At 40.9% G+C, this 25,955-nt stretch carries 31 protein-coding genes; 28 read left to right on the forward strand and 3 right to left on the reverse strand.

Translation table 11 applies throughout. The annotated features are described in order from the left end of the window. Nucleotides 1-11: 11 nt before the first annotated feature. The 28 genes from ccrZ (at nucleotide 12) to groL (ending at nucleotide 22,389) form a co-directional block, all read left to right on the forward strand. Nucleotides 12-806, forward strand: a complete 795-nt coding sequence (gene ccrZ / locus AC3E9F_RS00595; RefSeq protein ID WP_263394017.1) for a cell cycle regulator CcrZ — start codon at nucleotides 12-14, stop codon at nucleotides 804-806. After that, nucleotides 803-1,438: a tRNA (guanosine(46)-N7)-methyltransferase TrmB gene (gene trmB, locus AC3E9F_RS00600; protein ID WP_074324355.1), complete on the forward strand. Its 636-nt coding sequence runs from the start codon at nucleotides 803-805 to the stop codon at nucleotides 1,436-1,438. Before ccrZ ends, trmB begins: the two co-directional genes overlap by 4 nt. 126 nt (nucleotides 1,439-1,564) lie before the next feature. Then, nucleotides 1,565-2,044 (forward strand): ribosome maturation factor RimP, encoded by a 480-nt coding sequence (gene rimP, locus AC3E9F_RS00605; RefSeq protein WP_004251813.1) that lies wholly within the window; start codon nucleotides 1,565-1,567, stop codon nucleotides 2,042-2,044. Between the two features lie 41 nt (nucleotides 2,045-2,085). Further along, the gene (gene nusA, locus AC3E9F_RS00610; protein WP_263394016.1) at nucleotides 2,086-3,222 is read left to right on the forward strand and encodes a transcription termination factor NusA; all 1,137 of its coding nucleotides are present in this window, start codon (nucleotides 2,086-2,088) and stop codon (nucleotides 3,220-3,222) included. A 21-nt stretch (nucleotides 3,223-3,243) separates the two neighbouring features. Further along, on the forward strand, nucleotides 3,244-3,537 hold the full coding sequence (gene rnpM, locus AC3E9F_RS00615) for an RNase P modulator RnpM (protein ID WP_006144965.1): 294 nt from the start codon (nucleotides 3,244-3,246) through the stop codon (nucleotides 3,535-3,537). After that, complete coding sequence (locus AC3E9F_RS00620) at nucleotides 3,530-3,829, forward strand: YlxQ-related RNA-binding protein (RefSeq protein WP_263394015.1); 300 nt, start codon at nucleotides 3,530-3,532, stop codon at nucleotides 3,827-3,829. The genes rnpM and AC3E9F_RS00620 overlap by 8 nt, the downstream gene beginning before the upstream one ends. 16 nt (nucleotides 3,830-3,845) lie before the next feature. Beyond that, nucleotides 3,846-6,587 carry a translation initiation factor IF-2 gene (gene infB, locus AC3E9F_RS00625; RefSeq protein ID WP_263394014.1) on the forward strand — a complete coding sequence of 914 codons (2,742 nt, stop codon included), beginning with the start codon at nucleotides 3,846-3,848 and terminating at the stop codon, nucleotides 6,585-6,587. Nucleotides 6,588-6,837: 250 nt separating this feature from the next. After that, nucleotides 6,838-7,188 carry a 30S ribosome-binding factor RbfA gene (gene rbfA, locus AC3E9F_RS00630; RefSeq protein ID WP_001273601.1) on the forward strand — a complete coding sequence of 117 codons (351 nt, stop codon included), beginning with the start codon at nucleotides 6,838-6,840 and terminating at the stop codon, nucleotides 7,186-7,188. 152 nt (nucleotides 7,189-7,340) lie between these two features. Then, a complete protein-coding gene (locus AC3E9F_RS00635) occupies nucleotides 7,341-8,120 on the forward strand; it encodes a hypothetical protein (protein ID WP_263394013.1) in 780 nt (259 codons plus the stop codon). 101 nt (nucleotides 8,121-8,221) lie between these two features. Continuing rightward, nucleotides 8,222-8,455, forward strand: a complete 234-nt coding sequence (locus AC3E9F_RS00640) for a DUF1858 domain-containing protein (RefSeq protein WP_000368732.1) — start codon at nucleotides 8,222-8,224, stop codon at nucleotides 8,453-8,455. After that, the gene (locus AC3E9F_RS00645; protein WP_263394012.1) at nucleotides 8,455-9,789 is read left to right on the forward strand and encodes a DUF438 domain-containing protein; all 1,335 of its coding nucleotides are present in this window, start codon (nucleotides 8,455-8,457) and stop codon (nucleotides 9,787-9,789) included. The genes AC3E9F_RS00640 and AC3E9F_RS00645 overlap by 1 nt, the downstream gene beginning before the upstream one ends. A 9-nt stretch (nucleotides 9,790-9,798) precedes the next feature. After that, entirely contained in the window at nucleotides 9,799-10,053 is a 255-nt protein-coding gene (locus AC3E9F_RS00650; protein WP_263394011.1) for a DUF1912 family protein, read from the forward strand. Nucleotides 10,054-10,128: 75 nt separating this feature from the next. Continuing rightward, on the forward strand, nucleotides 10,129-10,419 hold the full coding sequence (locus tag AC3E9F_RS00655; protein WP_263394010.1) for a DUF4651 domain-containing protein: 291 nt from the start codon (nucleotides 10,129-10,131) through the stop codon (nucleotides 10,417-10,419). Beyond that, nucleotides 10,416-10,733, forward strand: coding sequence for a thioredoxin family protein (locus AC3E9F_RS00660; RefSeq protein WP_263394009.1), 318 nt, complete (start codon nucleotides 10,416-10,418; stop codon nucleotides 10,731-10,733). Before AC3E9F_RS00655 ends, AC3E9F_RS00660 begins: the two co-directional genes overlap by 4 nt. Nucleotides 10,734-10,742: 9 nt before the next feature. Further along, complete coding sequence (ytpR, locus tag AC3E9F_RS00665) at nucleotides 10,743-11,369, forward strand: YtpR family tRNA-binding protein (RefSeq protein WP_263394008.1); 627 nt, start codon at nucleotides 10,743-10,745, stop codon at nucleotides 11,367-11,369. A gap of 41 nt (nucleotides 11,370-11,410) precedes the next feature. Next, entirely contained in the window at nucleotides 11,411-12,172 is a 762-nt protein-coding gene (locus AC3E9F_RS00670; protein WP_263394007.1) for an SDR family NAD(P)-dependent oxidoreductase, read from the forward strand. A gap of 73 nt (nucleotides 12,173-12,245) precedes the next feature. Next, on the forward strand, nucleotides 12,246-12,641 hold the full coding sequence (locus AC3E9F_RS00675; protein ID WP_263394006.1) for a single-stranded DNA-binding protein: 396 nt from the start codon (nucleotides 12,246-12,248) through the stop codon (nucleotides 12,639-12,641). A 249-nt stretch (nucleotides 12,642-12,890) separates the two neighbouring features. After that, the gene (locus AC3E9F_RS00680) at nucleotides 12,891-13,814 is read left to right on the forward strand and encodes a substrate-binding domain-containing protein (RefSeq protein ID WP_414254505.1); all 924 of its coding nucleotides are present in this window, start codon (nucleotides 12,891-12,893) and stop codon (nucleotides 13,812-13,814) included. Next, nucleotides 13,814-15,115: a sensor histidine kinase gene (locus AC3E9F_RS00685; protein WP_263394004.1), complete on the forward strand. Its 1,302-nt coding sequence runs from the start codon at nucleotides 13,814-13,816 to the stop codon at nucleotides 15,113-15,115. Before AC3E9F_RS00680 ends, AC3E9F_RS00685 begins: the two co-directional genes overlap by 1 nt. Nucleotides 15,116-15,136: 21 nt before the next feature. Further along, complete coding sequence (locus AC3E9F_RS00690; RefSeq protein WP_025173290.1) at nucleotides 15,137-15,820, forward strand: response regulator transcription factor; 684 nt, start codon at nucleotides 15,137-15,139, stop codon at nucleotides 15,818-15,820. Further along, complete coding sequence (locus tag AC3E9F_RS00695; RefSeq protein WP_263394003.1) at nucleotides 15,817-17,115, forward strand: ABC transporter substrate-binding protein; 1,299 nt, start codon at nucleotides 15,817-15,819, stop codon at nucleotides 17,113-17,115. Before AC3E9F_RS00690 ends, AC3E9F_RS00695 begins: the two co-directional genes overlap by 4 nt. Before the next feature lie 138 nt (nucleotides 17,116-17,253). After that, complete coding sequence (locus AC3E9F_RS00700) at nucleotides 17,254-17,691, forward strand: PTS sugar transporter subunit IIA (RefSeq protein WP_214262372.1); 438 nt, start codon at nucleotides 17,254-17,256, stop codon at nucleotides 17,689-17,691. A 14-nt stretch (nucleotides 17,692-17,705) separates the two neighbouring features. Next, nucleotides 17,706-18,200 carry a PTS sugar transporter subunit IIB gene (locus AC3E9F_RS00705; protein WP_000261775.1) on the forward strand — a complete coding sequence of 165 codons (495 nt, stop codon included), beginning with the start codon at nucleotides 17,706-17,708 and terminating at the stop codon, nucleotides 18,198-18,200. A 57-nt stretch (nucleotides 18,201-18,257) separates the two neighbouring features. Beyond that, nucleotides 18,258-19,100 (forward strand): PTS mannose/fructose/sorbose/N-acetylgalactosamine transporter subunit IIC, encoded by an 843-nt coding sequence (locus tag AC3E9F_RS00710; RefSeq protein WP_000156207.1) that lies wholly within the window; start codon nucleotides 18,258-18,260, stop codon nucleotides 19,098-19,100. After that, a complete protein-coding gene (locus AC3E9F_RS00715; protein ID WP_029689583.1) occupies nucleotides 19,084-19,938 on the forward strand; it encodes a PTS system mannose/fructose/sorbose family transporter subunit IID in 855 nt (284 codons plus the stop codon). The genes AC3E9F_RS00710 and AC3E9F_RS00715 overlap by 17 nt, the downstream gene beginning before the upstream one ends. A gap of 101 nt (nucleotides 19,939-20,039) precedes the next feature. Then, nucleotides 20,040-20,333: a hypothetical protein gene (locus tag AC3E9F_RS00720; RefSeq protein WP_000256768.1), complete on the forward strand. Its 294-nt coding sequence runs from the start codon at nucleotides 20,040-20,042 to the stop codon at nucleotides 20,331-20,333. A 136-nt stretch (nucleotides 20,334-20,469) separates the two neighbouring features. Further along, nucleotides 20,470-20,754, forward strand: a complete 285-nt coding sequence (gene groES / locus AC3E9F_RS00725) for a co-chaperone GroES (protein ID WP_049494252.1) — start codon at nucleotides 20,470-20,472, stop codon at nucleotides 20,752-20,754. A gap of 15 nt (nucleotides 20,755-20,769) precedes the next feature. Beyond that, nucleotides 20,770-22,389, forward strand: coding sequence for a chaperonin GroEL (gene groL / locus AC3E9F_RS00730; protein WP_263394002.1), 1,620 nt, complete (start codon nucleotides 20,770-20,772; stop codon nucleotides 22,387-22,389). 93 nt (nucleotides 22,390-22,482) lie between these two features. Here groL and serS read toward each other — a convergent pair whose 3' ends face one another. From serS to AC3E9F_RS00745, 3 genes are all read right to left on the reverse strand, one after another. Further along, on the reverse strand, nucleotides 22,483-23,757 hold the full coding sequence (serS, locus tag AC3E9F_RS00735; RefSeq protein ID WP_490672674.1) for a serine--tRNA ligase: 1,275 nt from the start codon (nucleotides 23,755-23,757) through the stop codon (nucleotides 22,483-22,485). Nucleotides 23,758-23,970: 213 nt separating this feature from the next. Next, a complete protein-coding gene (locus AC3E9F_RS00740; protein ID WP_263394001.1) occupies nucleotides 23,971-24,342 on the reverse strand; it encodes a DUF956 family protein in 372 nt (123 codons plus the stop codon). A gap of 2 nt (nucleotides 24,343-24,344) precedes the next feature. Next, nucleotides 24,345-25,709 (reverse strand): aspartate kinase, encoded by a 1,365-nt coding sequence (locus AC3E9F_RS00745; RefSeq protein ID WP_263394000.1) that lies wholly within the window; start codon nucleotides 25,707-25,709, stop codon nucleotides 24,345-24,347. Nucleotides 25,710-25,955: the final 246 nt, after the last annotated feature.

The following is a 25,955-nucleotide window of genomic DNA, read 5'->3' on the forward strand; positions in this document are numbered from 1 at the left end:
GGAGGAAAGAAATGGACTTGGGTGATATTGAGCTAACGCTAACCCCGATATCTGGGAAGAGCGGAAAAGCTTATATGGGAAGTTATCCTGATGGAAAACGTGTTTTTATAAAAATGAATACTTCTCCAATCCTGCCTGGTTTAGCTAGAGAGCAAATTGCACCACAATTGCTCTGGAACCGTCGTTTACCAGACGGCCGTGATATGTCCGCTCAGGAATGGTTGACAGGAAAAATTTTGACGCCAAGTGATATGAACCGTAAACAAATTATCGATATTTTGACACGTTTACACTGTTCACGTCCCTTGATGACCCAGTTGACACGATTGGGATATGCAATGGAAACACCTTCGGATTTACTTCAGTCATGGGTAAACAAGGCTCCGGATGCTTTAAAAAACAACCAGTATCTACGTATGGTTCTAGGTGATTTACGTGAGAATCTTCCTGGTTTTAGGGAAGACTATGCAACCATAGTCCATGGGGATGTCCGTCATAGCAACTGGTTTGAGACAGAGAGTGGCTTGATTTATTTAGTAGATTGGGATTCCGTTCGCTTGACTGATCGTATGTTTGATGTGGCCTATCTGCTCTGTCACTATATTCCAGAGTATCAATGGCAAGAGTGGCTAACTAATTATGGCTATAAGTATAATCAAACTGTCTTGAATAAGTTATATTGGTATGCTCAACTGTCATTTTTGAGCCTCATTACCAAATACTATGAAAATCAAGATTTGGATAATGTAAATCGGGAAATCTATGCTTTGCGTAGCTTCCGAGATAAGTATGGAAAGAAGAAATGAGAGTTAGAAATCGTAAAGGTGCAACAGAACTGTTAGAGGCTAATCCGCAGTATGTTGTTTTAAATCCCGCAGAGGCTAAAGGGAAGTGGCGAGATTTGTTTGGCAATGACAATCCAATCCATGTAGAGGTTGGTAGCGGTAAAGGTGCTTTCGTAACAGGAATGGCCAAACAAAATCCTGGCATCAACTATATCGGGATTGATATTCAGAAGTCTGTATTAAGCTATGCTTTAGACAAGGTCTTAGAAGTTGGAGTTCCCAACATCAAACTTCTATGGGTTGATGGTTCAGAATTGACCAATTATTTTGAAGATGGTGAAATTGATCGCTTGTATTTGAATTTCTCGGATCCATGGCCTAAAAAACGCCATGAGAAGCGTCGTTTGACTTATAAGAGCTTCTTGGATACTTTCAAACGAATCTTGCCTGAACACGGTGAAATTCATTTCAAGACAGATAATCGTGGCTTGTTTGAATATAGCTTAGTGAGCTTTTCACAATATGGCATGAAACTCAATGGCGTTTGGTTAGATTTACATGCCAGCGACTTTGAAGGAAATGTTATGACGGAGTATGAGCAAAAGTTCTCAAGCAAGGGCCAAGTCATCTATCGAGTTGAGGCAGAATTTTAAGAAAAAGCTTGAATCCAAGCTATTTGGGTGCTTATGCTTTACATTAGTACATAAAAGTGCTATACTATTAGCAAGAATATAAGAAAGAGAGGCGGGGAGATATCTTCGCCTCTTGCTTATGAGGAGGTGGACGCAATCGCAACTATCGTTGAATTAGTCAGAGAAGTCGTAGAACCTGTTATTGAAGCTCCTTTTGAACTCGTAGATATCGAGTACGGAAAGATTGGCAGTGACATGATTCTTAGTATTTTTGTAGACAAGCCTGAAGGAATCACCTTGAATGATACGGCAGACTTGACTGAAATTATCAGTCCTGTCCTGGATACTATCAAGCCGGATCCCTTCCCAGAACAATATTTCCTAGAAATTACAAGTCCAGGATTGGAGCGTCCTTTGAAAACCAAGGAAGCAGTCGCTGGAGCGGTTGGGAAATACATCCATGTCGGGCTCTATCAAGCCATCGATAAGCAAAAGGTTTTTGAAGGAACCTTGTTGTCCTTTGAAGAGGATGAGTTGACCATGGAATATATGGATAAAACTCGCAAGAAAACAGTCCAAATTCCATATAACTTGGTATCAAAAGCACGTTTAGCAGTAAAATTATAGAAAGAAAGGATAGCTTTTGAGAATTCAAAAGTAAAAAGAACATGAGTAAAGAAATGCTAGAGGCCTTCCGCATTTTGGAAGAAGACAAGGGAATCAAGAAAGAAGATATCATCGACGCAGTGGTAGAATCACTTCGTTCTGCATACCGTAGACGCTATGGCCAATCAGATAGCGTAGCTATCGACTTCAACGAAAAAACAGGTGACTTTACTGTCTATACTGTCCGTGAAGTTGTTGATGAAGTATTTGATAGCCGTTTGGAAATCAGTTTAAAAGATGCCCTTGCCATTAATTCAGCCTATGAGCTTGGTGATAAAATCAAATTTGAAGAAGCACCAGGAGAGTTTGGTCGTGTAGCAGCCCAATCTGCAAAACAAACCATCATGGAGAAAATGCGTAAGCAAACACGTGCCATTACCTACAATACTTACAAAGAGCATGAACAAGAAATCATGTCAGGTACAGTTGAACGTTTTGACAACCGCTTCATTTACGTCAACCTTGGAAGCATCGAAGCTCAATTGTCAAAACAAGACCAAATTCCTGGAGAAGTTTTTGCTTCTCATGATCGTATCGAAGTTTATGTCTACAAGGTTGAAGATAATCCTCGTGGAGTAAACGTCTTTGTTAGCCGTAGCCATCCAGAAATGATCAAACGTTTGATGGAGCAAGAAATTCCTGAAGTATATGATGGAACTGTTGAAATCATGAGCGTAGCCCGTGAAGCAGGTGACCGTACTAAAGTTGCTGTTCGCAGCCACAATCCAAACGTGGATGCTATCGGAACAATCGTTGGACGTGGTGGTGCAAACATCAAGAAAATCACTAGTAAATTCCACCCAGCTCGCTACGATGCTAAGAGCGACCGCATGGTACCTGTAGAAGAAAATATCGATGTTATCGAGTGGGTAGCAGATCCAGCTGAATTTATCTACAATGCCATTGCTCCTGCCGAAGTTGACCAAGTTATCTTTGATGAAAATGATAGCAAGCGTGCTTTGGTCGTCGTGCCAGATAACAAACTATCTCTTGCAATCGGTCGTCGTGGACAAAACGTTCGCTTGGCGGCTCACTTGACTGGATACCGTATCGATATCAAGTCTGCAAGTGAATTTGAAGCTATGGAAGAAGCGGGTCAAGTTGATTTCGCTGACACAGACGAATTGATAGAAGAATAAAAGCTGCAAGAGGAGGGAAAGATGAAAACAAGAAAAATCCCTTTGCGCAAGTCTGTTGTTTCTAACGAAGTAATTGATAAGCGAGATTTACTCCGTATTGTCAAGAACAAAGAAGGCGAAGTCTTTATCGACCCGACAGGCAAGGCTAATGGCCGTGGCGCTTATATCAAGCTAGACAATGCAGAGGCCCTAGAGGCTAAAAAGAAAAAAGTCTTTAACCGTAGCTTCAACATGGAAGTTGAAGAAAGTTTTTATGACGAGTTGATCGCTTATGTTGATCACAAAGTAAAAAGAAGAGAGTTAGGACTTGAATAAGCAAAAAGTAAGTAATCTCTTGGGATTGGCTCAGCGAGCGGGGAAAATCATCTCGGGTGAAGAAATGGTTGTCAAAGCCATTCAAGACCGGAAAGTTAAATTGGTATTTCTAGCTCATGATGCTAGCCCAAATCTAACCAAGAAGATTCAAGATAAAAGTCACTATTATCAAGTAGAAGTTGTAACCGTGTTTTCAACACTGGAATTAAGCATAGCAGTTGGGAAATCAAGAAAGGTTTTAGCTGTGACAGATGCTGGATTTACAAAGAAAATGAGGTCTCTTATGGAATAGAAGAGGAGGACATGATTTGTCTAAGAAAAGATTGTACGAAATCGCAAAAGAACTTGGAAAAGAAAGTAAGGAAGTTGTAGCGCGTGCAAAAGAGTTGGGCTTGGAAGTAAAAAGCCATGCATCAAGCGTAGAGGCTGCTGCTGCTGAAAAAATCGTAGCCAGCTTTAAGCCTGCTGCTCCTAAATCAGAAGCAAAACCTGTAGCGCCAAAAGCAAGTGAAGCGAAGGTGGAAAGTAAACCAGCTACGCCAGCAACTCCTAAGGAAGAAAAAGTTGTAGCTGCAAGACCGCAGAGTCGAAACTTTAAGGCGGAACGTGAAGCGCGTGCCAAAGAGCAAGCAGAACGACGCAAGCAAAACAAGGGTAACAACCGCGATCAACAACAAAACGGTAACCGTCAAAAGAACGATAACCGTAATGGTGGGAAACCTGGTCAAGGGAACCGTGACAATCGTCGTTTTAACGACCAAGGGAAGAAACCACAAGGCCAAGGAAATCGTGGCAATGATTATCGCCAACAAGCTGATAATCGTTCTAACCAAGCTGGTCCTCGTATTGACTTTAAAGCCCGAGCAGCAGCTCTGAAGGCTGAGCAAAATGCAGAATACGCACGCTCAAGTGAGGAACGCTTCAAACAGTCTCAAGTTGCCAAAGAAGCCTTGGCTCAAGCTAATAAACGCAAGGAGCCAGAAGAATTCTTTGAGGAAGCTGCTAAACTAGCTGAACAAACTCAGCCTGTAGTTGAAGTAGCTCCTGTAGTCAAAGAGGCTGTAGTGGATACACGTCGTAAAAAGCAAGCTCGACCAGACAAAGAACGTGATGATTATGATCACGAGGAAGATGGTCCTAGAAAACAACAAAAGAATCGAAGTAGTCAGAATCAAGTGAGAAATCAAAGAAATAGTAACTGGAATAACAATAAGAAAAATAAAAAAGGCAATAAACAAAATAACCGTAATCAGGCTCCAAAACCTATTACAGAGCGTAAATTCCATGAATTGCCAACAGAATTTGAATATACAGATGGTATGACCGTTGCGGAAATCGCAAAACGTATCAAACGTGAACCAGCTGAGATTGTTAAGAAACTATTTATGATGGGCGTTATGGCCACTCAAAACCAATCTTTGGATGGAGAAACAATCGAACTCCTCATGGTTGATTATGGAATTGAAGCTAAACAAAAGGTAGAAGTGGACAATGCGGATATCGAACGTTTCTTCGTAGAAGATGGATATCTAAATGAAGACAAGTTGGTTGAACGTCCACCAGTTGTAACTATCATGGGACACGTTGACCATGGTAAAACAACCCTTTTGGATACCCTTCGTAATTCACGTGTTGCAACAGGAGAAGCCGGTGGGATCACTCAGCATATCGGTGCCTACCAAATCGAAGAAAATGGTAAGAAGATTACCTTCCTCGACACACCAGGACACGCGGCCTTTACTTCTATGCGTGCACGTGGTGCCTCTGTTACCGATATTACCATCTTGGTCGTAGCGGCAGATGACGGGGTTATGCCTCAAACTATCGAAGCTATCAACCACTCAAAAGCAGCTAATGTTCCAATCATCGTTGCCATTAACAAGATTGATAAACCAGGTGCCAACCCAGAACGTGTGATCGGTGAATTGGCTGAACACGGTGTTATGTCAACTGCTTGGGGTGGAGATTCTGAGTTTGTAGAGATCTCAGCTAAGTTCAACCAAAATATCGATGAGCTCTTGGAAACTGTCCTTCTTGTAGCTGAAATCCAAGAACTTAAAGCAGATCCGACAGTTCGTGCCATCGGTACTGTTATCGAAGCGCGCTTGGATAAAGGAAAAGGTGCGGTTGCAACTCTTCTTGTTCAACAAGGTACTTTGAACGTTCAAGACCCAATCGTTGTCGGAAATACTTTCGGACGTGTCCGTGCCATGACCAATGACCTTGGACGTCGTGTTAAGGTTGCAGGACCATCAACACCAGTATCTATTACAGGTTTGAACGAAGCACCTATGGCGGGTGATCACTTTGCTGTATACGAAGATGAAAAATCTGCTCGTGCAGCTGGTGAAGAACGTGCTAAACGTGCTCTTATGAAGCAACGTCAAGCTACTCAACGTGTCAGCCTAGAAAATCTATTTGACACTCTTAAAGCTGGTGAACTTAAATCTGTTAACGTCATCATCAAAGCTGACGTACAAGGTTCTGTTGAAGCTCTTGCTGCTTCCCTTCAAAAGATTGATGTGGAAGGTGTAAAAGTTACCATCGTTCACTCAGCAGTTGGTGCTATTAATGAATCTGACGTCACCCTTGCCGAAGCTTCAAATGCCTTTATCGTAGGTTTCAACGTACGCCCTACACCACAAGCTCGTCAACAAGCAGAAGCAGACGATGTAGAAATCCGTCTCCACAGCATTATCTACAAGGTTATCGAAGAGATGGAAGAAGCCATGAAAGGGATGCTCGATCCAGAATTTGAAGAAAAAGTTATCGGTGAAGCAATCATCCGTGAAACCTTCAAAGTATCTAAAGTCGGAACGATCGGTGGATTTATGGTTACTAGCGGTAAAATTACCCGTGACTCTAAAGTCCGTGTTATTCGTGATGGAGTCGTTATCTACGACGGTGAACTTGCAAGCTTGAAACACTATAAAGATGACGTCAAAGAAGTTACAAATGGCCGTGAAGGTGGTCTCATGATTGATGGCTACAATGATATCAAGATGGATGATGTGATTGAAGCTTATGTTATGGAAGAAATCAAGAGATAAGATTTTTGCTCCTTTCTTAGGTGGTGAGGGACGCAAGCAAACCGATGGTTTCATTGCTTATTTTTGAGCCTAGAGTCTCAAAAATCCCCAGTGATTGAACTGAATTATCAGCCCAATCACTTTCACCACGGCGAAAGAAGCCGATGAGTTCAAATTGAACTTCGTTCCAATTTGAATTGAAAATCAATAAGTTTAGAAAAAGCTAGGTCTGCTGGCCTAGCTTTTGGTTCAATAGAGAGGAAGGAATAGCATGGCAAATCATTTCCGTACGGATCGTGTGGGCATGGAAATCAAGCGTGAAGTCAATGAGATTTTACAAAAGAAAGTCCGTGATCCGCGTGTCCAAGGCGTGACTATCACAGATGTTCAGATGTTAGGCGACTTGTCTGTAGCTAAGGTTTACTACACTATTTTGAGTAACCTTGCCTCAGATAATCAAAAGGCCCAAATCGGGCTTGAAAAAGCAACTGGAACTATCAAACGTGAACTTGGTCGCAATTTGAAATTGTATAAAATTCCAGACTTAACTTTCGTTAAAGACGAATCCATCGAGTATGGAAACAAGATTGACGAGATGCTACGCAATCTGGATAAGAACTAAGAAAGAGGGGCAACCCTCTTTTTTTGTTTTAAAAACGAGGACTCTGCTTTACTAAAATCTTATCAAGAAAAAATAAGTTCAGAAAATTTCTTTTCAAGAATAAATGTGATATGATATAGTTCAAAATTGAAAGAAGAAGAGAAAACAACAATATGTCTAAACAAGATATAGCTTTGCAAGTATTGCAACAAGTCGTGAAGCTCCCTATTGTCAAAGTTGATCGGTCAAAATTTTTAGTAGATAAATTTTCCAAAGTATTGGATCCCAAGGATATTCCTAGATTATTAGAAGAGGGCCCAACAGCTTTATTGTCTCAAGATGTTTTAGATAAAGTTGCCGATTCTTGTATTAAGGATAATGTTCTATTGGCGAGTGGAACTTCTGTTCTTGCAGGTATTCCTGGTGGTCTAGCCCTTGCAATCACCATTCCAACTGATGTGGCTCAGTTTTATGCCTTTTCCTTAAAACTAGCGCAAGAATTGGGATATATTTATGGTTATGATGATCTTTGGGCTTCACGAAATGAATTGAGTGAAGAAGCTAAAAATACACTCTTACTCTATCTCGGAGTTATGCTTGGAGTCAATAGTGCTGGAGCCCTTCTTCGATCTGGTGGAATTTCAGTTGCTAAACATGTCATGAAGACAGTTCCTCAGAAGGCTTTGGCTAAGACTTTGTGGTATCCTATTTTAGAAAAAATCCTGAAAATTTTTGGTGTTACCCTTACAAAGGGAGGCTTAGCAAAAGGGGTGGGAAAAGTGATTCCTATTCTAGGTGGAGTAATTTCAGGTGGTTTAACCTATACGACCATGAAACCTATGGGTAAAAGTTTGCAAAGGGAATTATCCAAACTAGTCAATTACAGTGAAGTTCAGTATCAAAGAGATGTGGAAACGATTCGAAAAGAAGCAGAAATCATCGAAGCAGAGTAATAAGAAGAAACTAGCAGGCTTGTACTGCTAGTTTTTTTATCCTAGTCCTTGTGGTATAATAAAAAAAGAAAATCCAGTGTGAGAACAGAATGGAGGTTGTGATGGATAATATTATTGACGTATCTATTCCCGTTGCAGAAGTGGTGGATAAACATCCAGAAGTTTTAGATATTTTAGTTGAGCTTGGTTTTAAACCTCTTGCAAATCCCTTGATGCGAAATACGGTTGGGCGTAAAGTATCGCTTAAGCAGGGTTCTAAACTCGAGGGAACACCTATGGATAAGATTGTGCGTACGCTTGAAGCAAATGGTTACGAAGTGATCGGGTTAGACTAATGACAGATGAACGTATTCATATCCTGCGGGATATTTTATTAGAATTGCATAATGGAGCCTCTCCAGAGTCCGTTCAGGAACGCTTTGATGAGACCTTTACAGGTGTATCTGCTATTGAGATTTCCCTTATGGAGCACGAGTTGATGAACTCGGACTCAGGTGTAACCTTTGAGGATGTCATGGAGCTCTGTGATGTGCATGCCAATCTTTTTAAAAATGCTGTTAAGGGCGTAGAAGTTGAGGATACCGAGCATCCTGGTCACCCTGTGCGAGTCTTTAAGGATGAAAATCTAGCTCTCCGTGCTGCCTTGATTCGGGTCCGTAGATTGCTCTCAACTTATGAATCTGTGGACGACGAGGAAATGCTGGCGGAGATGCGTAAGGGTTTGGTGCGTCAGATGGGGCTTGTAGGTCAGTTTGACCGTCACTATCAGCGCAAGGAAGAACTCTTCTTTCCTGTCATGGAGCGTTACGGACATGACTCGCCTCCAAAGGTCATGTGGGGAGTGGATGACCAAATCAGGGAACTCTATCAAAAAGCAATGGCGACAGTCAAATCCTTACCAGAAGTGTCTATTAGTACTGTAAAGGAAGCTTTTGAAGCTTTTGCGACAGAATTTGAGAGTATGATTTTCAAGGAAGAGTCCATCCTTCTCATGATTCTGCTCGAATCCTTTACCCAAGATGACTGGATTCAGATTGCTGAGGAAAGTGATGCCTATGGCTATGCTATCATCCGTCCGTCTGAAAAATGGATTCCAGAACGTCAAAGTTTTGTTGAGGAGAAAAGTGTAGAAGAACCAATTCAGCCAGAAACTGTAGATGGCCAAGTTCAGCAAGTCATTGATACGCCAGAAGGGCAGTTTACTATTACCTTTACACCTAAGGAAAAGGAAGCGGTGCTAGACCGTCATAGTCAACAGGCTTTTGGCAACGGTTATCTCTCGGTTGAACAAGCAAATCTTATCCTCAATCACTTGCCTATGGAGATTACCTTTGTTAATAAGGATGATATCTTCCAGTATTACAATGACAATACGCCAGCAGATGAGATGATTTTCAAACGGATACCATCCCAAGTCGGGCGAAATGTTGAGCTTTGTCACCCACCCAAGTACCTTGACAAGGTAAAGGCCATTATGAAAGGTCTTCGTGAGGGGGAAAAAGACAAGTATGAGATGTGGTTCAAGTCGGAGTCACGGGGCAAGTTTGTCCATATCACCTATGCTGCGGTACACGATGAAGACGGAGAGTTTCAAGGAGTCTTGGAGTATGTTCAGGATATCCAGCCTTACCGTGAGATTGATACAGACTACTATCGAGGAATAGAATAAGGAGAGACGATGAGTTACGAACAAGAATTTATGAAAGAATTTGAAGCCTGGGTCAATACTCAAATCATGATTAATGAAATGGCCCTCAAAGAAAGCCAAAAAGTCTATGAAGAAGATCAAGATGAGCGTGCTAAAGATGCCATGATTCGCTATGAAAGCCGCTTGGATGCCTACCAGTTTTTGCTAGGCAAGTTTGAAAATTTCAAGGCAGGTAAGGATTTCCATGATTTGCCAGAAGATTTGTTTGGTGAGAGACATTATTAAAATTTAGGAATTAGAAAAGGGAGTTCAACTCCCTTTTTCATTGTTCCTAGAACCTTTTTGTGTTACAATGTTAGCATGAAAACGAAAAATATCATTAAAACAGGTTTGGCATTAGTAGGTCTTGGAGCACTTGCTTTTGGAGCAAAGAAAGTAGCTGATGAGCACAAGCTCATGAAGACGCAAGAAGAGTTGACTGCGATTGTGCGTGACTACTTTTCAGAGATGGGTGAAATTGCGACTCTCTATGTCCAAGTATATGAAAGCAGCCTAGAGCGTCTCGTTGGCGGTGTCATTTTTGAAGATGGTCGTCACTATACCTTTGTCTTTGAAGATGAAGATCTCATCTACGAGGAGGAGGGCTTATGATTTCTCCTAACGGTTTAGAAGAATTAGCGAATTTAGTAGAGCAGGATGGCAAGAAGGTCTTCCTTTTTGTTGCGGATTGGTGTGGCGATTGCCGTTATATTTATCCCGCCTTGCCAGAGATTGAAGCGGCAAATCCAGAGTTTACTTTTATACGAGTAGACCGTGATGAGTACATGGAACTTGCTAAACTTTGGGATGTTTACGGGATTCCGAGTCTTGTTGTTTTAGACAAGGACAAGGAAATTGGACGCTTTGTCGATCGTGACCGTAAAACCAAGGGGCAAATCAATGACTTTTTAGCAAGTTTGAAATAGGAGAAAAGAATGATTTTTACATACAATAAAGAATATGTAGGCGATGTCCTTATGGTTATCGTGAAAAACAGTGGTGACGCCAAGCTAGATGCTGAGCGTAAAGGCAATATTGCGCGTGTTTTCCTAAAAGAAATTGGTCAAACTGTCGCATGGAACATTTTTGAAGTTTCTAGCATGTTTGAAATCGCTGAGCGCGGGCAAGTATTTTTAACTGACGAGCAAGTAGCACGTTTGAACCAAGAATTGCAGGCAGAAGGATTTACAGAAGAGATTATCAATGACAAGGAACCGAAATTTGTCGTTGGAGAGATTGTAGAGATGGTTGCGCATCCAGATAGTGACCACCTCAATATCTGCCAAGTTGCTGTTGGGAATGACAAGACAGTACAAATCGTTGCTGGTGCTCCCAATGCACGTGTTGGTTTGAAAACCATTGTTGCTCTTCCTGGAGCTATGATGCCAAAAGGCAATCTCATTTTTCCAGGCGAACTTCGTGGGGAAAAGAGTTTTGGGATGATGTGTAGTCCTCGTGAACTTGCCTTGCCAAATGCTCCCCAAAAACGTGGTGTCATTGAATTGTCAGACGACCAGGTAGTTGGAACACCCTTTGACCCAGCTACACACTGGACTGCTTAATCACTAAAAGTGATTTATAATCTTTGCTTGAGGGAAATAAGATGGCAAAAAATGTTGTGATTACAGGTGCAACATCAGGTATTGGTGAAGCAATTGCGCGTGCCTATCTAGAAAAAGGTGAAAATATTGTTCTCACAGGACGTCGAATAGAAAGACTTGAAGCTCTAAAAGCAGAGTTTGCAGAAGCCTTTCCGAATCAAAATGTTTGGACCTTTCAGCTAGATGTAACCGATATGACAATGGTTAAAACGGTTTGTTCAGATATTCTTGAAGCAGTAGGTTCGATTGATGTTTTAGTTAATAACGCTGGACTTGCTTTAGGCTTAGCTCCATATCAGGACTATGAGGAGTTGGATATGTTGACCATGCTAGATACCAATGTCAAGGGATTGATGGCGGTTACGCGGTGTTTCTTGCCTTCCATGGTAGCTGCCAATCAAGGTCATATCATTAACATGGGTTCAACCGCAGGTATTTATGCCTATGCGGGTGCAGCAGTCTATTCAGCAACCAAGGCTGCAGTAAAAACCTTTTCGGATGGCTTAAGGATTGATACCATTGCTACAGATATCAAGGTGACCACTATTCAACCTGGAATTGTAGAGACGGATTTTTCTAAGGTACGTTTTCATGGAGATGAAGCACGGGCTGCGACTGTTTACCAGGGGCTTGAAGCCTTACAGGCACAAGATATCGCTGATGCAGTGGTTTATGTTACCAGTCAACCACGACGAGTACAAATCACAGATATGACAATCATGGCTAATCAACAAGCTACTGGGTTTACGATTCATAGAGATTAATACTATTTAAAAAAGTTACAAATCTTGTAACTTTTTTTGTATTCTTCCGAATTATTAAGTAGGAGGATGAAAAATGTATAATAAAGTTATCATGATTGGACGCTTGACGTCTACACCAGAATTGCACAAAACCAACAATGACAAGTCAGTTGCTCGTGCGACCATTGCCATTAACCGTCGTTTCAAGGATCAAAACGGGGAACGTGAAGCTGACTTCATCAATATTGTTGTCTGGGGGAAATTGGCTGAAACCTTAGCTAGCTACGCGACTAAAGGCAGTCTCATTTCTGTAGATGGGGAGCTCCGTACCCGTAAGTTTGAGAAGAATGGTCAGAGCAACTACGTGACAGAGGTTCTCTGTACTGGATTTCAACTTTTGGAAAGTCGTGCTCAACGTGCTATGCGTGAAAATAATGCAGGTCAAGACTTAGCAGATTTGGTCTTGGAAGAGGAGGAACTTCCTTTCTAGGATTGATTATAGAAAAAGCTGGTTCGTTTATAGACCGGATTTTTCTATTATTTCTAGTTATATTGTTCGGAAATTACTTCTTAAGATACGTCAAATAAATGTACTTGTACAATAAAATCAAGCACTTTTTTTGAAAAAGTAGTAGAATAAAGTAATATATATTCAAAATTTTCAGAAAAGGAATAAAATTTGAAGGAAAATAAAGAGAAAAAAGAATTGTTGAAATGGCTGATAAAGCGTATATTACTGATGATTCCAGTGGTCTGTATTCTCTTTTGGATTTTTGGCCGTTGTCAAACAAGTGGCATCAAGGATCAGACTAAAATTGGTGTAACCTATATGACCATGAACAATGAGTTCTATAAAAGTATTCATTCGGAAATTAGTCGAATTTCCGATGAAAGAGGAGCTCTTGTTTGCGTCCGAGATCCAGAATTGGATGAAGAAAGGCAGAGCCAGCAGATTGATGATTTTTGTGCTCAAAAAGTTGATGTGATTGTGATCAATCCGGTCAAGGGGGATAGCCAGTCCATTTTAACTGCTCTTGAAAAAGCTAGAAAACAAGGAATTAAAATCATTGCAGTCGATACCCAACTGAAAAATTTTAAGCCCGATGCAAGTATTGTATCTGATAACTACCAAGCGGGAGTATTGATTGCTAAAGAGCTGATGAAACGTTCCTCTAGCGCTCGGGTCCTCCTTTTGGAGCATAAGGGGACTGTTTCAGCAGATACGCGGATTCAGGGGTTTAAAGACACTATAGAGGGGCACAGTTCTTATCAGATTGTATCGGAACTAGAAACCAAGGGGCAAACGGAGATCGCCATGCCGGCTGTCCAGAATTTTTTACAATCAGGGGTTGAAATTGATACCTTGGTTGCCTTAAATGACCGCTCGGCTATAGGAGCTTTAGCTGCAATTAAGGAGCAAGGAAATAGCCAGTCCATTGCAATTTATGGAATCGATGGCTCACCAGATATGAAATCCTTGTTGCACTCGACGGATGATGTAGTGGGAACCGTTGCTCAATCTCCCTTGAAGATGGGAGACCGTGTTATGGAAGTTATCCAAGATATTTCTGAAGGGAAGAGCTATACCAAAGAGGTGACCATTCCAGTTGAAATGATGACAAAGGAAAACATTGATCAGTTTGATGTGAATGGGTGGCAGTAATGAGAAAGTTTAGAGGTGTTCGATACAGTTTGGCCATTCTTATGGTCGTGAATTTTATTGCTGTTATGCTCAACAGCATCATCTATCTTCAAGCAACCAACTATATCATCGCTCAACGCCAAGCCTCTCTATTATTGGAGCGCCTAGAGCGTATTCCTTTTGCTCCATCTACGACTTTTTGCTTGTCAGCAATCTTATTTGCTGGGATTGCCTTAATATCAATGAGTCGTTATCGTCCTCAAACGAGCCGATGGTCTATCTTTGATAAACGAAATATTCTAGAGATTCTCCTGATGTTGCTCTTGATGTGGGTTCAAAATATAGCTTATAATGGGATTATTCTCTTGGTTTTTGCGGATATTTTCTATGGTTCTAAAGAGTTGAATACTAAACGAGACCGCAAGTATTGGTTTGCGTTTATACTAGTGAGTTTCCTGATGCTTCTTGTGACCAACTCAGACGTCTTTTCACTTTTCTTTCCGATTCCGTCCTTGGATACGTATATTCAGTTTTATCCGTCCTCCCTCCGAATTTTGGCCTTTTTTCTGAAGAATTCTCTCTATGCCTCAAATTTGGTGTTCTTCATTATTTCGCTTTTGTTTTATATTATGAATGTCCTTGCGGAGAACCACGAAGTGGAAGAGGAATTGGCCATGGTATCCAAAGTTAATACGGAGTTGAACAACTATATGGCCTTATCTGAGAAAATTGCAGAGGATCGGGAGCGTAAGCGGATTGCTCGTGAGATTCACGATACCTTGGGGCATGTATTAACAGGAATCTCAGCTGGTTTAGATGCAGTTGGAGTCTTGATTGATATCGATCCTAATCGGGCAAAAGAACAGGTGAAAAATGTGTCAGAAGTCGTCCGCGAAGGGATTCAAGATGTGAGAGGCTCTCTCAATCGCCTTCGGCCAGGAGCTCTTGAGGGACGAACTCTCAAAGATGCTTTAGAAAAGATGATTCATGAGTATCAGAATCTTTCAAATTTACAGGTTGATTTAATCTATGAATGGGTTGATGTCGATATGGACGTCATGATTGAAGATACGATTTTTCGTGTGATTCAAGAATCTATGACCAATGCGGTTCGTCACGGCCATGCTAGTCTAATGGAACTTCATTTTTTTGAGGATGAAGCAGATTACATAATAGAATTGCAGGACAATGGAGTTGGGTTTGAAACCTTGACCTATGGATATGGGCTCAAGCAGATGATGGAGCGTATTTCTATCCTAGGAGGACAGCTCCAATTTGAAAGTCGCGATGGATTTTTCACACGAGTCAGTTTACCGAAATAAAAAGAAGGGAGATAAGAGATGGTGATAAAAGTAATGGTGGCAGATGACCAGTCTTTGATTCGAGAATCTCTGAAAATTATTTTGTCAGCTCACTCCGATATCGAAGTGGTAGCAACAGTAGAAGATGGGAATCATGTCTTGTCGAGCATCCCACAAACTCATCCTGATTTAATTTTGATGGATATTCGGATGCCAGGTATGGATGGAGTTTTGGCTACAAAAGAAGTAAAAGAGCATTATCCGGATATCAAAATTATTATTTTAACGACCTTTGATGATGATGAATTTATCTATAGTGCGCTCAAATATGGTGCTTCAGGATATCTCTTAAAAGGGACCTCGACAGACGAGCTCTACGAAGCTATTAAGGTGGTGTATCAGGGTGGAGCTATGATTAACCCTAATATCGCTAGCAAAGTCTTTCAAATTTTTTCACAGATGGCTAAATCCAACTTTTCTATTACTGTGGATGAAGATAATGTCAAAGATTTAAGCACTACGGAATGGCGAATTATTCAAGAAATTGGTTATGGCGAGTCAAACAAAGAAATTGCCGCCAAACTTTTCTTGTCAGAAGGAACCGTGCGCAATTACTTATCAACGATTTTGGCAAAATTAAACCTACGGGATCGAACACAATTAGCGATTTGGTCAGTCCAAACAGGAGTGACCAGACGCGATTTTTCAAAAGGAAATACGGAATGAAATTAAAGCGAAAGCATCTTTATTTTGGGGTTGGACTCCTTATTATGCTCTGTGTAAGTGCGGGGGTTTATTGGTGGAAACAGCAACCAACCGTACTTCATATAGGAGTTTATGCAGGTTCTAGTTGGGATGTACCAACCAGTCAACGTTCGCATGCTTTAGATCGAGCAATTGAAAAATTTGAAAAGTCCCATCCCAATGTCCGTGTGGAATATGAAAATGGAATTCCACAGTCTGAATATTCAAACTGGCTCTCAGAAAAAATTGTTTCAGGAAAGACACCGGATGTCTTTATGGTCTCTGAACAAGATATTTCTTTATTGGCAGCGCGAGGCGTTTTAGAAAATTTGAATGGTTATATGAGTCAAAAAGATCAGGCTACTTTTTATACTGCTGCATTTGAATCCTGTGTCTATCAGGGACAACCCTATGCTTTACCTTACGAAAGCAATCCTATTTTAATGTGTGTCAATAATGATTTGCTGGATAAGGAAGGTATTGAGGTTCCCAAAGAAGGTTGGAGTCTTGAAGAATTTTATGAGATTTGTAAGGAACTAACCAAAGATACCAATGGAGATGGGCAATTGGACCAATTTGGGAGTACAGAATACACCTGGAAAGAAGCTTTGGCAGCAAATGGAGGCAGTCTCTTTCAAGGAGGGATGCTCAAGCTCACAGCTCCAGAAGTCAAAGAATCTTTGACTTTTCTGCAAAAATTGGAAGAGTTAAATAAAAATTATAAGGTGAGTTCCAAAGATTTTGACCAGGGGAAAGTAGCATTTTACCCCATGACTTTGGCTCAATATAGGACTTATAAACCTTATCCCTATCATGTTTCCAAATATTCAAACTTCACCTGGACCTGTATTCCTATGCCTGCTAAGTCAAAAACCACCAAGGCGACCTTGGTTACGACGACTTCTTTTGCCATGTCTGCTCGGACTCCTCATTCAAAGTTGGCTTGGGAGTTGATGCAAGTGTTGACAGAGGATCCAGAAATCCAACAAACTCTTTTTGCTGAATCTCAAGGGATTTCTGTCATGCCTGATGTAGTCAAGAGTCGTTCTAGTAAAGATCTTCTGCAAGTGGATGATTTTGGGGTAGATTCCTTAACCAATCAGACCTTGAACCGGATTATGGAACAAGCTGTTGAAAGTAGTCCAAAAAATGTCTCAAAAGAGGTGTTAGAAAAGCTAGACTACTTGATTGGCAATGCCTTGCGCGATCAAGATGTTGAGAACCGCTTGCCGCAAATTCAAAGGGAGATTGAAAGTAGTCTTCAGGTAGAATTTTAAGAAAAAAAGATGACATTGTATCAAGTGACAGATGTCATTTTTTTATTGCTAAATGTCATGTTTATAATGTGACATTTGACAATGTAAAAACGTTTTCAAATAATCTACAATAGAGTCAAATAAAGGAGGCGTAGTAAAATGAAATACCTCATTTTAGTCAGTCATGGAGGATTGGCAGAAGGGCTAAAAACATCGCTAGCTATGTTTGCTGGTGACAAGATGAATCAGGTCATCGCAGTTGGACTTAAAGAAGGAAAATCCGTTGATGACTTTGCAGTTGATTTTAGAGAGAGCATTTCAGAATTGACAGCAGATGATTCTGTGCTGGTCTTGGCAGATATTGTAGGTGGTAGTCCATTAACCACGGCAGCCACTGTCCTAGAAGAAGCTGGAAAGCTAGATGGAGCTTTAATCCTTGGTGGGATGAACCTCACCATGGCCTTGACAGCAGTTGTGATGAAGGATGTGTTGGATGGAGACGATTTGTCAGCAACTATCTTATCAGAAGCACAATCTGCACTACAACCTTTTGAAGTTTCAGCCACTAGTGCTGAAGAAGATGATGACGATATTTAATAGGGAGGTACCTTATGGTAGTAACATTTGTACGGATTGATGACCGCATGATTCACGGTCAAACAGTCACACGCTGGGCAAAAGAAAAACCATGTGATGGTTTGATTGCCGTAAACGATGCAGCAGCATCAAACAAGGTTTTGATCCAAGCTTACAAAGGAGCATCAGACAAGAAAACCTTTGTATGGACAAAAGAAGCCTTTAAAGAAAAGTCAGCAAAAGTAACGGAATCTGACAGTCGGTATTTCTTGATTACCAAAAACCCAATCGATATGAAGGAAATTTTGGTGGATCAAGGTTTTGTCCCAGGAGATGTTAAAGAAATCATCGTTGGCCCTGCAAATGATCGACCTGGTGCAGTGAAATTGGGTAATAACCAATCCATCACACAGGAAGAAGCAGAAGCCTTCCAAGCCATTCAAGCAGCAGGCTATAAGGTGAAATTCCAGTTGTTGCCTGATGTTTCGATTGGTTACTGGGATGATTTCAAATCTAAATTTGGTTTTTAAACCTAACAATTTTATTAATTAGGTAAATAAATTTACAAACAAAAAGGAGCGTTTGTTATGACAATTTCATGGATTCAAGCAATCTTGCTTGCAGTTTTCGCCAGCTTGTCTTCAATGCCTGGTATGGGAGGTTCCAGTATCGGGAACTATACACTCGGTCGTCCCTTGATCGGTGGGTTGATTTCAGGTTTAATTCTTGGAGATGTGACAACCGGTATTATGGTCGGGGTTGCCCTTCAAGTCGTTTATATCGCCTTGGTAACACCTGGTGGAACCGTATCTGCCGACGTTCGTGCTATTTCTTATATTGGTGTTCCTCTTGCTATCTTGTTTGTGCATGCAAATCACATCACAGACGAAGCTGGAATTGCGGCAGCTGCAGCCCCAATCGGTGCAGCCGTTGGGACAATCGGTACTGTTCTTTTCTACGGTACAGCTACAATGAACTTACTTTGGCAACACATTGGTTGGAAGGCTGTTGAAGAAGGAAACTTCAAAAAACTCTACGCAGTTGACTGGGTTTACCCATGGATCTCTCACTTCCTCTTCTCTTTCCTTCCAACTATGATTATCACCAAATATGGTGAAAACATGGTTGATTTGATGAAACTTTACCTTCCTATGGATGGTTTCTGGATGAAAGCTCTCTTTACAGTCGGAGCCCTTCTCCCATGTGTCGGTATTGCTATCTTGTTGAAACAAATTGTTACAAAAGCAACTGACTTCATTCCATTCTTTGTTGGATTTACCTTGGCTAAATCTCTCGGCTTGAACTTGGTAGCGAGTGCGGTTGTTTCATTAATCTTTGCAGTAATCTACTATGAACTTGAAGTAATCAAATCTATGAAAGCTGTTCCAGCTGGGGCTGTTTACGTAGACGATGATGAGGAGGATATTTAAAATGGCTGATAGAAAGAAAATTTCAAAGAAAACATTAGCAAAAGCATTTCATCATTGGTATTATGGTCATTTGACTTGTTTCTCTCAAGAACACATGCAAACCTTTGGGTACTTGACTTCTATGCTTCCAATCGTAGAAGAAATGTATGATACAAAAGAAGAACAAAAAGATGCTATGCAAACCTATACTGCTTTCTTCAATACTGAACCGCAACTTGGATCTCTTGTTGTAGGGATTACAGCTGGTTTGGAAGAAGCACGTGCAAATGGAGATGCAGTAGATGGTGAAACCATCAATGGGATGCGTGCCGGTTTGATGGGACCAATCGCTGGTATTGGTGACTCTTTGATCGTTGGTACCTTGATTCCAGTTCTTTTGGGGATTGCACTTGGTCTTTCTAAAGGTGGTAACGTCGCTGGTGCTATCTTCTACATCGTCGTATGGAACTTCCTAGTCTACTTTGGTATGCGCTTTGCCTTCTTCAAAGGATATCAATTAGGGGATAAAGCCGTTGAATTCCTAGTAGGACCAAAAGGACAAGCTCTTCGTAAAGCAATCAGCGTTGTCGGTGGTATGGTTATTGGTGCCGTAGCAGCGACTTGGGTCTCTGTTACAACAGCACTCGAATTCAAAAATGCTAACGGAGAAGCCTTCCTTAAAATTCAAGAAAAGATTGATGGTGTTTATCCAGGTCTCTTGACAGCAACCTTCATCACTATTTGCTGGTGGTTGATGTCTAAGAAAAAAGTTTCACCAAACAAAGTCATGTTAATTCTAGTTGTTGTTGCCTTAATTGGTGTTGCTCTAGGTATCTTTGACCCACATCTTAATTACTAAGGTCAAGAGAACCCAATATTTACTAGTAAAAATTTTGAGAATGAAGTAGACTAATCTCCTTCTCTTACACTTCATTCTCAATTTTTATCAGGAGGATTTTCATGGTTACAAAACAAGAACTTGTTAATGGATATGAAACAGAAATTAAGTATCAACGCCACATGCTTGAAAATTTGGGTCGTTGGTTCAGTTTGCTCTTTATCACTGCTAGTATTGGTGTGGTATTGATTTATCTTTTTCATAAAACCTTCCTCCCACTCTTAATTTTCGGAATTTTACTTGCCTTGATTGGAATATTAGGAATGGTGGTTTTTGGATATGGTATCTACCGCGGGCGGATCAATCTCCAAAAGGTTATCGATGATTTCAATCAAAAGTTGACGATTCTCAATTAATATTAAAGGAACATCTCTTTCATTTTTGAGGTGTTTTTTTCTTGACTATTTCTGACTAAGTGATACAATAGAACTATGGTTTAGCACTCGTATACAAAGAGTGCTAATAATATGATTATCTTATGGAGGAAAGCAGATGTTGAAACCATTAGGAGACCGCGTGGTCTTGAAAATTGAAGAAAAAGAACAAACAGTTGGTGGCTTTGTCCTTGCAGGATCAGCCCAAGAAAAAACAAAAACAGCTAAAGTAGTAGCTATTGGACAAGGTGTTCGCACCTTGAGTGGTGAACTTGTTGCTCCAAGTGTAAAAGTTGGAGATCAAGTTTTAGTTGAAGCTCATGTAGGTATTGATGTCAAAGATGGTGATGAAAAATATATCATCGTTGGTGAGGCTAACATCTTAGCAATTGTGGAAGAATAATAGGAGGAAATAAGTATGTCAAAAGAGATTAAATTTTCATCTGATGCACGCTCAGCAATGGTCCGTGGCGTTGATATCCTAGCTGATACTGTTAAAGTGACCTTGGGACCTAAAGGCCGTAACGTTGTTCTTGAAAAATCATTTGGTTCACCATTGATTACCAATGATGGGGTGACAATCGCTAAAGAAATTGAACTAGAAGACCATTTTGAAAATATGGGTGCCAAATTGGTATCAGAAGTAGCTTCTAAAACCAACGATATTGCGGGTGACGGGACAACCACTGCAACTGTCTTGACCCAAGCCATCGTTCGTGAAGGAATCAAGAACGTTACAGCAGGAGCAAATCCAATCGGTATCCGTCGTGGGATTGAAGCAGCAGTTGCAACTGCTGTAGAAGCCTTGAAGAACAATGCCATTCCAGTATCAAGCAAGGAAGCAATCGCACAAGTCGCTGCCGTATCCTCTCGCTCTGAAAAAGTGGGTGAATACATCTCTGAAGCCATGGAAAAAGTTGGTAAAGATGGAGTTATCACTATTGAAGAATCACGTGGTATGGAAACAGAGCTTGAAGTTGTAGAAGGAATGCAATTCGATCGTGGTTATCTATCACAGTACATGGTCACTGACAATGAAAAAATGGTTGCAGACCTTGAAAATCCATACATTTTAATCACTGATAAGAAAATCTCAAACATCCAAGAAATTTTGCCACTTCTAGAAAGTATTCTTCAAAGTAGCCGTCCGCTCTTGATTATTGCAGATGACGTTGACGGTGAAGCTCTTCCAACTCTTGTCTTGAACAAGATTCGTGGAACTTTTAACGTCGTTGCTGTTAAGGCCCCTGGATTCGGTGACCGTCGTAAGGCTATGTTAGAAGACATCGCGATTTTGACAGGCGGAACTGTTATCACAGAAGATCTTGGTCTTGAGTTGAAAGATGCTACCATCGAAGCGCTTGGTCAAGCAGCGAGAGTGACTGTAGATAAGGATAGCACTGTTATTGTAGAAGGCGCAGGTAATCCTGAAGCAATTGCTAACCGTGTCGCTGTCATCAAGTCTCAAATTGAAACAACAACATCAGAATTTGACCGTGAAAAACTTCAAGAGCGCTTAGCTAAATTGTCAGGTGGTGTCGCAGTTATCAAGGTTGGTGCTGCAACTGAAACTGAGTTGAAAGAAATGAAACTCCGTATCGAAGATGCTCTTAACGCGACTCGTGCAGCTGTTGAAGAAGGTATCGTTGCAGGTGGTGGTACTGCCCTTGTTAATGTCATCTCAGCTGTCGCTGCCTTGGAATTAGAAGGCGATGAAGCAACAGGTCGCAATATTGTTCTTCGTGCCTTAGAAGAGCCTGTACGTCAAATTGCCCACAACGCAGGTTATGAAGGTTCAATTGTTATTGATCGTTTGAAAAATGCAGAGCTTGGAACAGGCTTCAACGCTGCGACAGGTGAATGGGTTAACATGATTGAAGCGGGAATCATCGATCCTGTTAAGGTTAGCCGTTCAGCCCTTCAAAACGCAGCATCAGTAGCAAGTCTTATCTTGACAACAGAAGCAGTTGTGGCTAATAAACCAGAACCTGTAGCAACAGCTCCAGCTATGGATCCATCAATGATGGGTGGTTACTAGAGAATATAAAAATAACAGGTAGAGATGAAAGATTTTCTACCTGTTTTTTTACATGAAATGCAAAAGAGGAAGTTATGCTTCCTCTTGTTTATTTTATGGTTTGATAACTTCAGCTCCACCCATATATGGACGAAGGACTTCAGGAATAGTAACAGAACCATCTTCGTTTTGATAGTTTTCAAGAATAGCAGCGACGGTACGTCCAACAGCAAGTCCAGAACCATTCAAGGTGTGGAGAAGTTTAACCTTACCATCGGCTTCATCACGGTAACGGATTTGGGCACGACGAGCTTGGAAATCTTCTGTGTTTGAACAGCTTGAGATTTCACGGTAAGTATTTTGTGCTGGAATCCAAACTTCCAAGTCGTAAGTCTTAGCAGCTGAGAAGCCCATGTCTCCAGTAGAGAGAGCAACTACGCGGTATGGAAGGTTGAGTTTTTGAAGGATGTTTTCAGCGTTGGCTGTCATCTTTTCCAATTCTTCGTATGATTCTTCAGGTTTAGCAAATTTCACCATTTCAACCTTGTGGAATTGGTGCAAACGGATCAATCCACGAGTATCGCGACCAGCTGAACCAGCTTCAGAACGGAATGATGGACTCATAGCAGTAAAGTAGATTGGCAAGTCTTTTCCGTCAAGAATTTCATCACGATAGTAGTTAGTCAAAGGTACTTCAGCTGTAGGAATGAGGACGTAGTTCGTATCTTTTAATTCAAAAGTATCTTCCTTGAATTTTGGATATTGACCAGTACCAAACATAGAATCATGGTTAACCATGTAAGGTGTGATGACTTCTGTATAGCCTTCCTTACCATGCTCATCTAGCATAAAGTTGTAAATAGCACGTTCCAAACGAGCTCCAAGGCCTTTATAGAAGAGGAAGCGCGCTCCAGTTACTTTTCCACCACGTTCCCAGTCAAGAATACCGAGGTCTTCACCTAGATCCCAGTGAGCTTTTGGTTCAAAGTCGAACTCGCGAGGAGTTCCCCAACGGCGAACTTCTACGTTATCATCTTCGTCTGCACCGATAGGCACGCTGTCAGCGGGGATGTTTGGAAGAGTAGTGGTAAATTCTGTTAATTTAGCGTCAATTTCTGCCAACTCAGCATCGAGTGCTTTGACCTCTGCAGAGAGAGTTTGCATGGCAGCAATCTTGTCATCGGCATTTTCCTTGTTGCGCTTAGCTTGAGCAATCTCAGCAGAAACTGTGTTACGCTCTGCCTTGAGGGTTTCAACCTTAACCAAGATGTCACGACGTTTAGCATCGATTTCTTTCATCTCGTTCAAGATAGCAGCATCTACACCACGTGTAGCCACTTTTTCTGCGACAGCATCAAAGTCTGTACGAATACGTTTGATATCTAACATATAAACTCCTTTATGAAAAAAGCACACCTGACAAAGCGTTGGAGTGGCAGAGCCACGGTTCCATCCAACTTCACAGGTGTGCACTTGATTCTGTATTTGATTTAAAACAACGGTAGAATTTCACCTATCTCTCCTATCTGCTCGCAGCACCCGCAGACTTTCTGGAAGAAGAGGATAACCTACTTATCCGTTTCTATGATTATACTAAACTTTCTATTTTTTTGCAAATAGATTTTTGATTTTACGACCGATGATTTGGAGTAAGGTTGGAAGCTTCACAACCTTTTCATTTCCGATTTTTTCCCGAGCAATTTTAAGAATTTTTCCGGAGTCTTTTGAGGCAAAGAGAAATTTTCCTTGGTCTGTAAAAACTTCAAAATGACGACTAACCTTACGACCCGAAACATTGGCTCCGATTTGATTAACGCTAGACCATGGGATTTGAATATAATCCTCGACATTTCGGTCTGCGTAAAATTCTAGTGCTTGATCTCCAACAAGGAACTTTCCAACCTTTCCTGAAATGGAAAGATAGGAAGTTCCGGTAGTTTGTAGGTCAATGACTTTGTTGAGGGATTGTGCCATGTTTAGTCTTCCTTACTTTCACCGAAAAATGCTTGGTAGAGAGCCTTAAGAGCCGCTTTTTCTTGGTCTTTGTGGACAACGAACATGATAGAAACTTCACTAGAACCTTGTGACATCATTTGAATGTTGATCTTGTTTTCAGATAGGGCGCGAGTGGCTGTAGCAGTTACCCCGATATGGCGCTTCATTTTTTCGCCAACAATCATTATGATAGACAGGTCATGTTCGATTTCAGCATGGTCAACTTCAGCTTTTTGAACTAATTGACGAAGGATTTCTTCTTCTTTAATAGGAGTTAATTCTCGTGAACGTAAAATGATAGATAGGTCATCGATACCAGTTGGCATATGTTCCCAACCAATATTCAGGTCTTCTAGAATTTGAAGCACTTTACGACCAAAACCAACTTCGCGGTTCATCAGGTACTTAGACATATTGATGCTGACAAAACCAGAGTCACCAGCAATTCCCACTACTGGGAATTCATCGCTGCTATGTTGTAGCACGATGCGAGTACCTGGATGGTCAGGATTATTAGTATTTTTGATAACGAGAGGGATTTTTCCACGGTAGGCTGGTAGAAGTGCTTCATCGTGTAGTACAGAGAATCCTGCATAGGCCAATTCACGCATTTCACGGTAGGTCAATTCTGGGATAGAGTGTGGCTTATGGATAATACCAGGGTGAGCTGCAAAGATTCCATCTACATCAGTAAAGTTTTCATAGAGGTCAGCCTTGACACCAGCAGCGATGATGGAACCAGTAATATCTGATCCCCCACGTGAGAAGGTACAAATTTGATCTTCTTTCGTAACACCGAAGAAACCAGGGATAACAAGAACTTCAGTTGAATTTGTCAATTCCTCGATTTTATCATAACTAGATGGGATGATTCGCGCATTTCCAGGTTCGCTCGTAACGACGATACCAGCTTCTCGCGGATGAACATAGCGAGCCTCTAATCCATTTTGGTTAAAGTAGGCTGCAATGAGTTTGGCATTATTGTTTTCTCCTGCAGCGAGAAATGTATCATATAGAAATTCGTTATTTTCAATTGGAAGGGTAGCAAGAGTTCGGATACTTTTAGAGATTCGTTCTAAAATAGCTGGTTTAAGTCCTAGTTCGCTAACCATTGCCGCATATCGATCGATAATCCAATTTTGACTAGCACTGATATCATTTCCTGCTACATAATCACGATAATATTTAATCAAAGCATCAGTAACCTTGGTATCCTCAGCATCACGCTTTCCTGGTGCAGATACAACAACAAAACGACGTTCAGGGTCACTTTTTACAATGTTTAGAACCTTTTTCAACTGGCTTGCAGAGGCGAGTGAACTTCCTCCAAATTTTACAACCTTCATAAGAACTCCTCAGTTAGTATTTTATACGATTATAGCAGAAAGAAGGGCTTTTTTCAATCTGCAATAGGAAAGGCTACATCTTATTAGAGGTCTGGACATGATTAGCTTAACTTAGTTATTTTTAGTATAGAAAATACCCTTTAAAAATCGGCTGATACACTTTTATACAATTTTTGCTTGTATAAATAAAAAGAAAAAGATATACTTTGAAGATAAAATAATTTAATCAGCTTTTTAAATTAAAGG

It is taken from the genome of Streptococcus sp. SCPM-O-B-15277 (M60) (assembly GCF_058200335.1).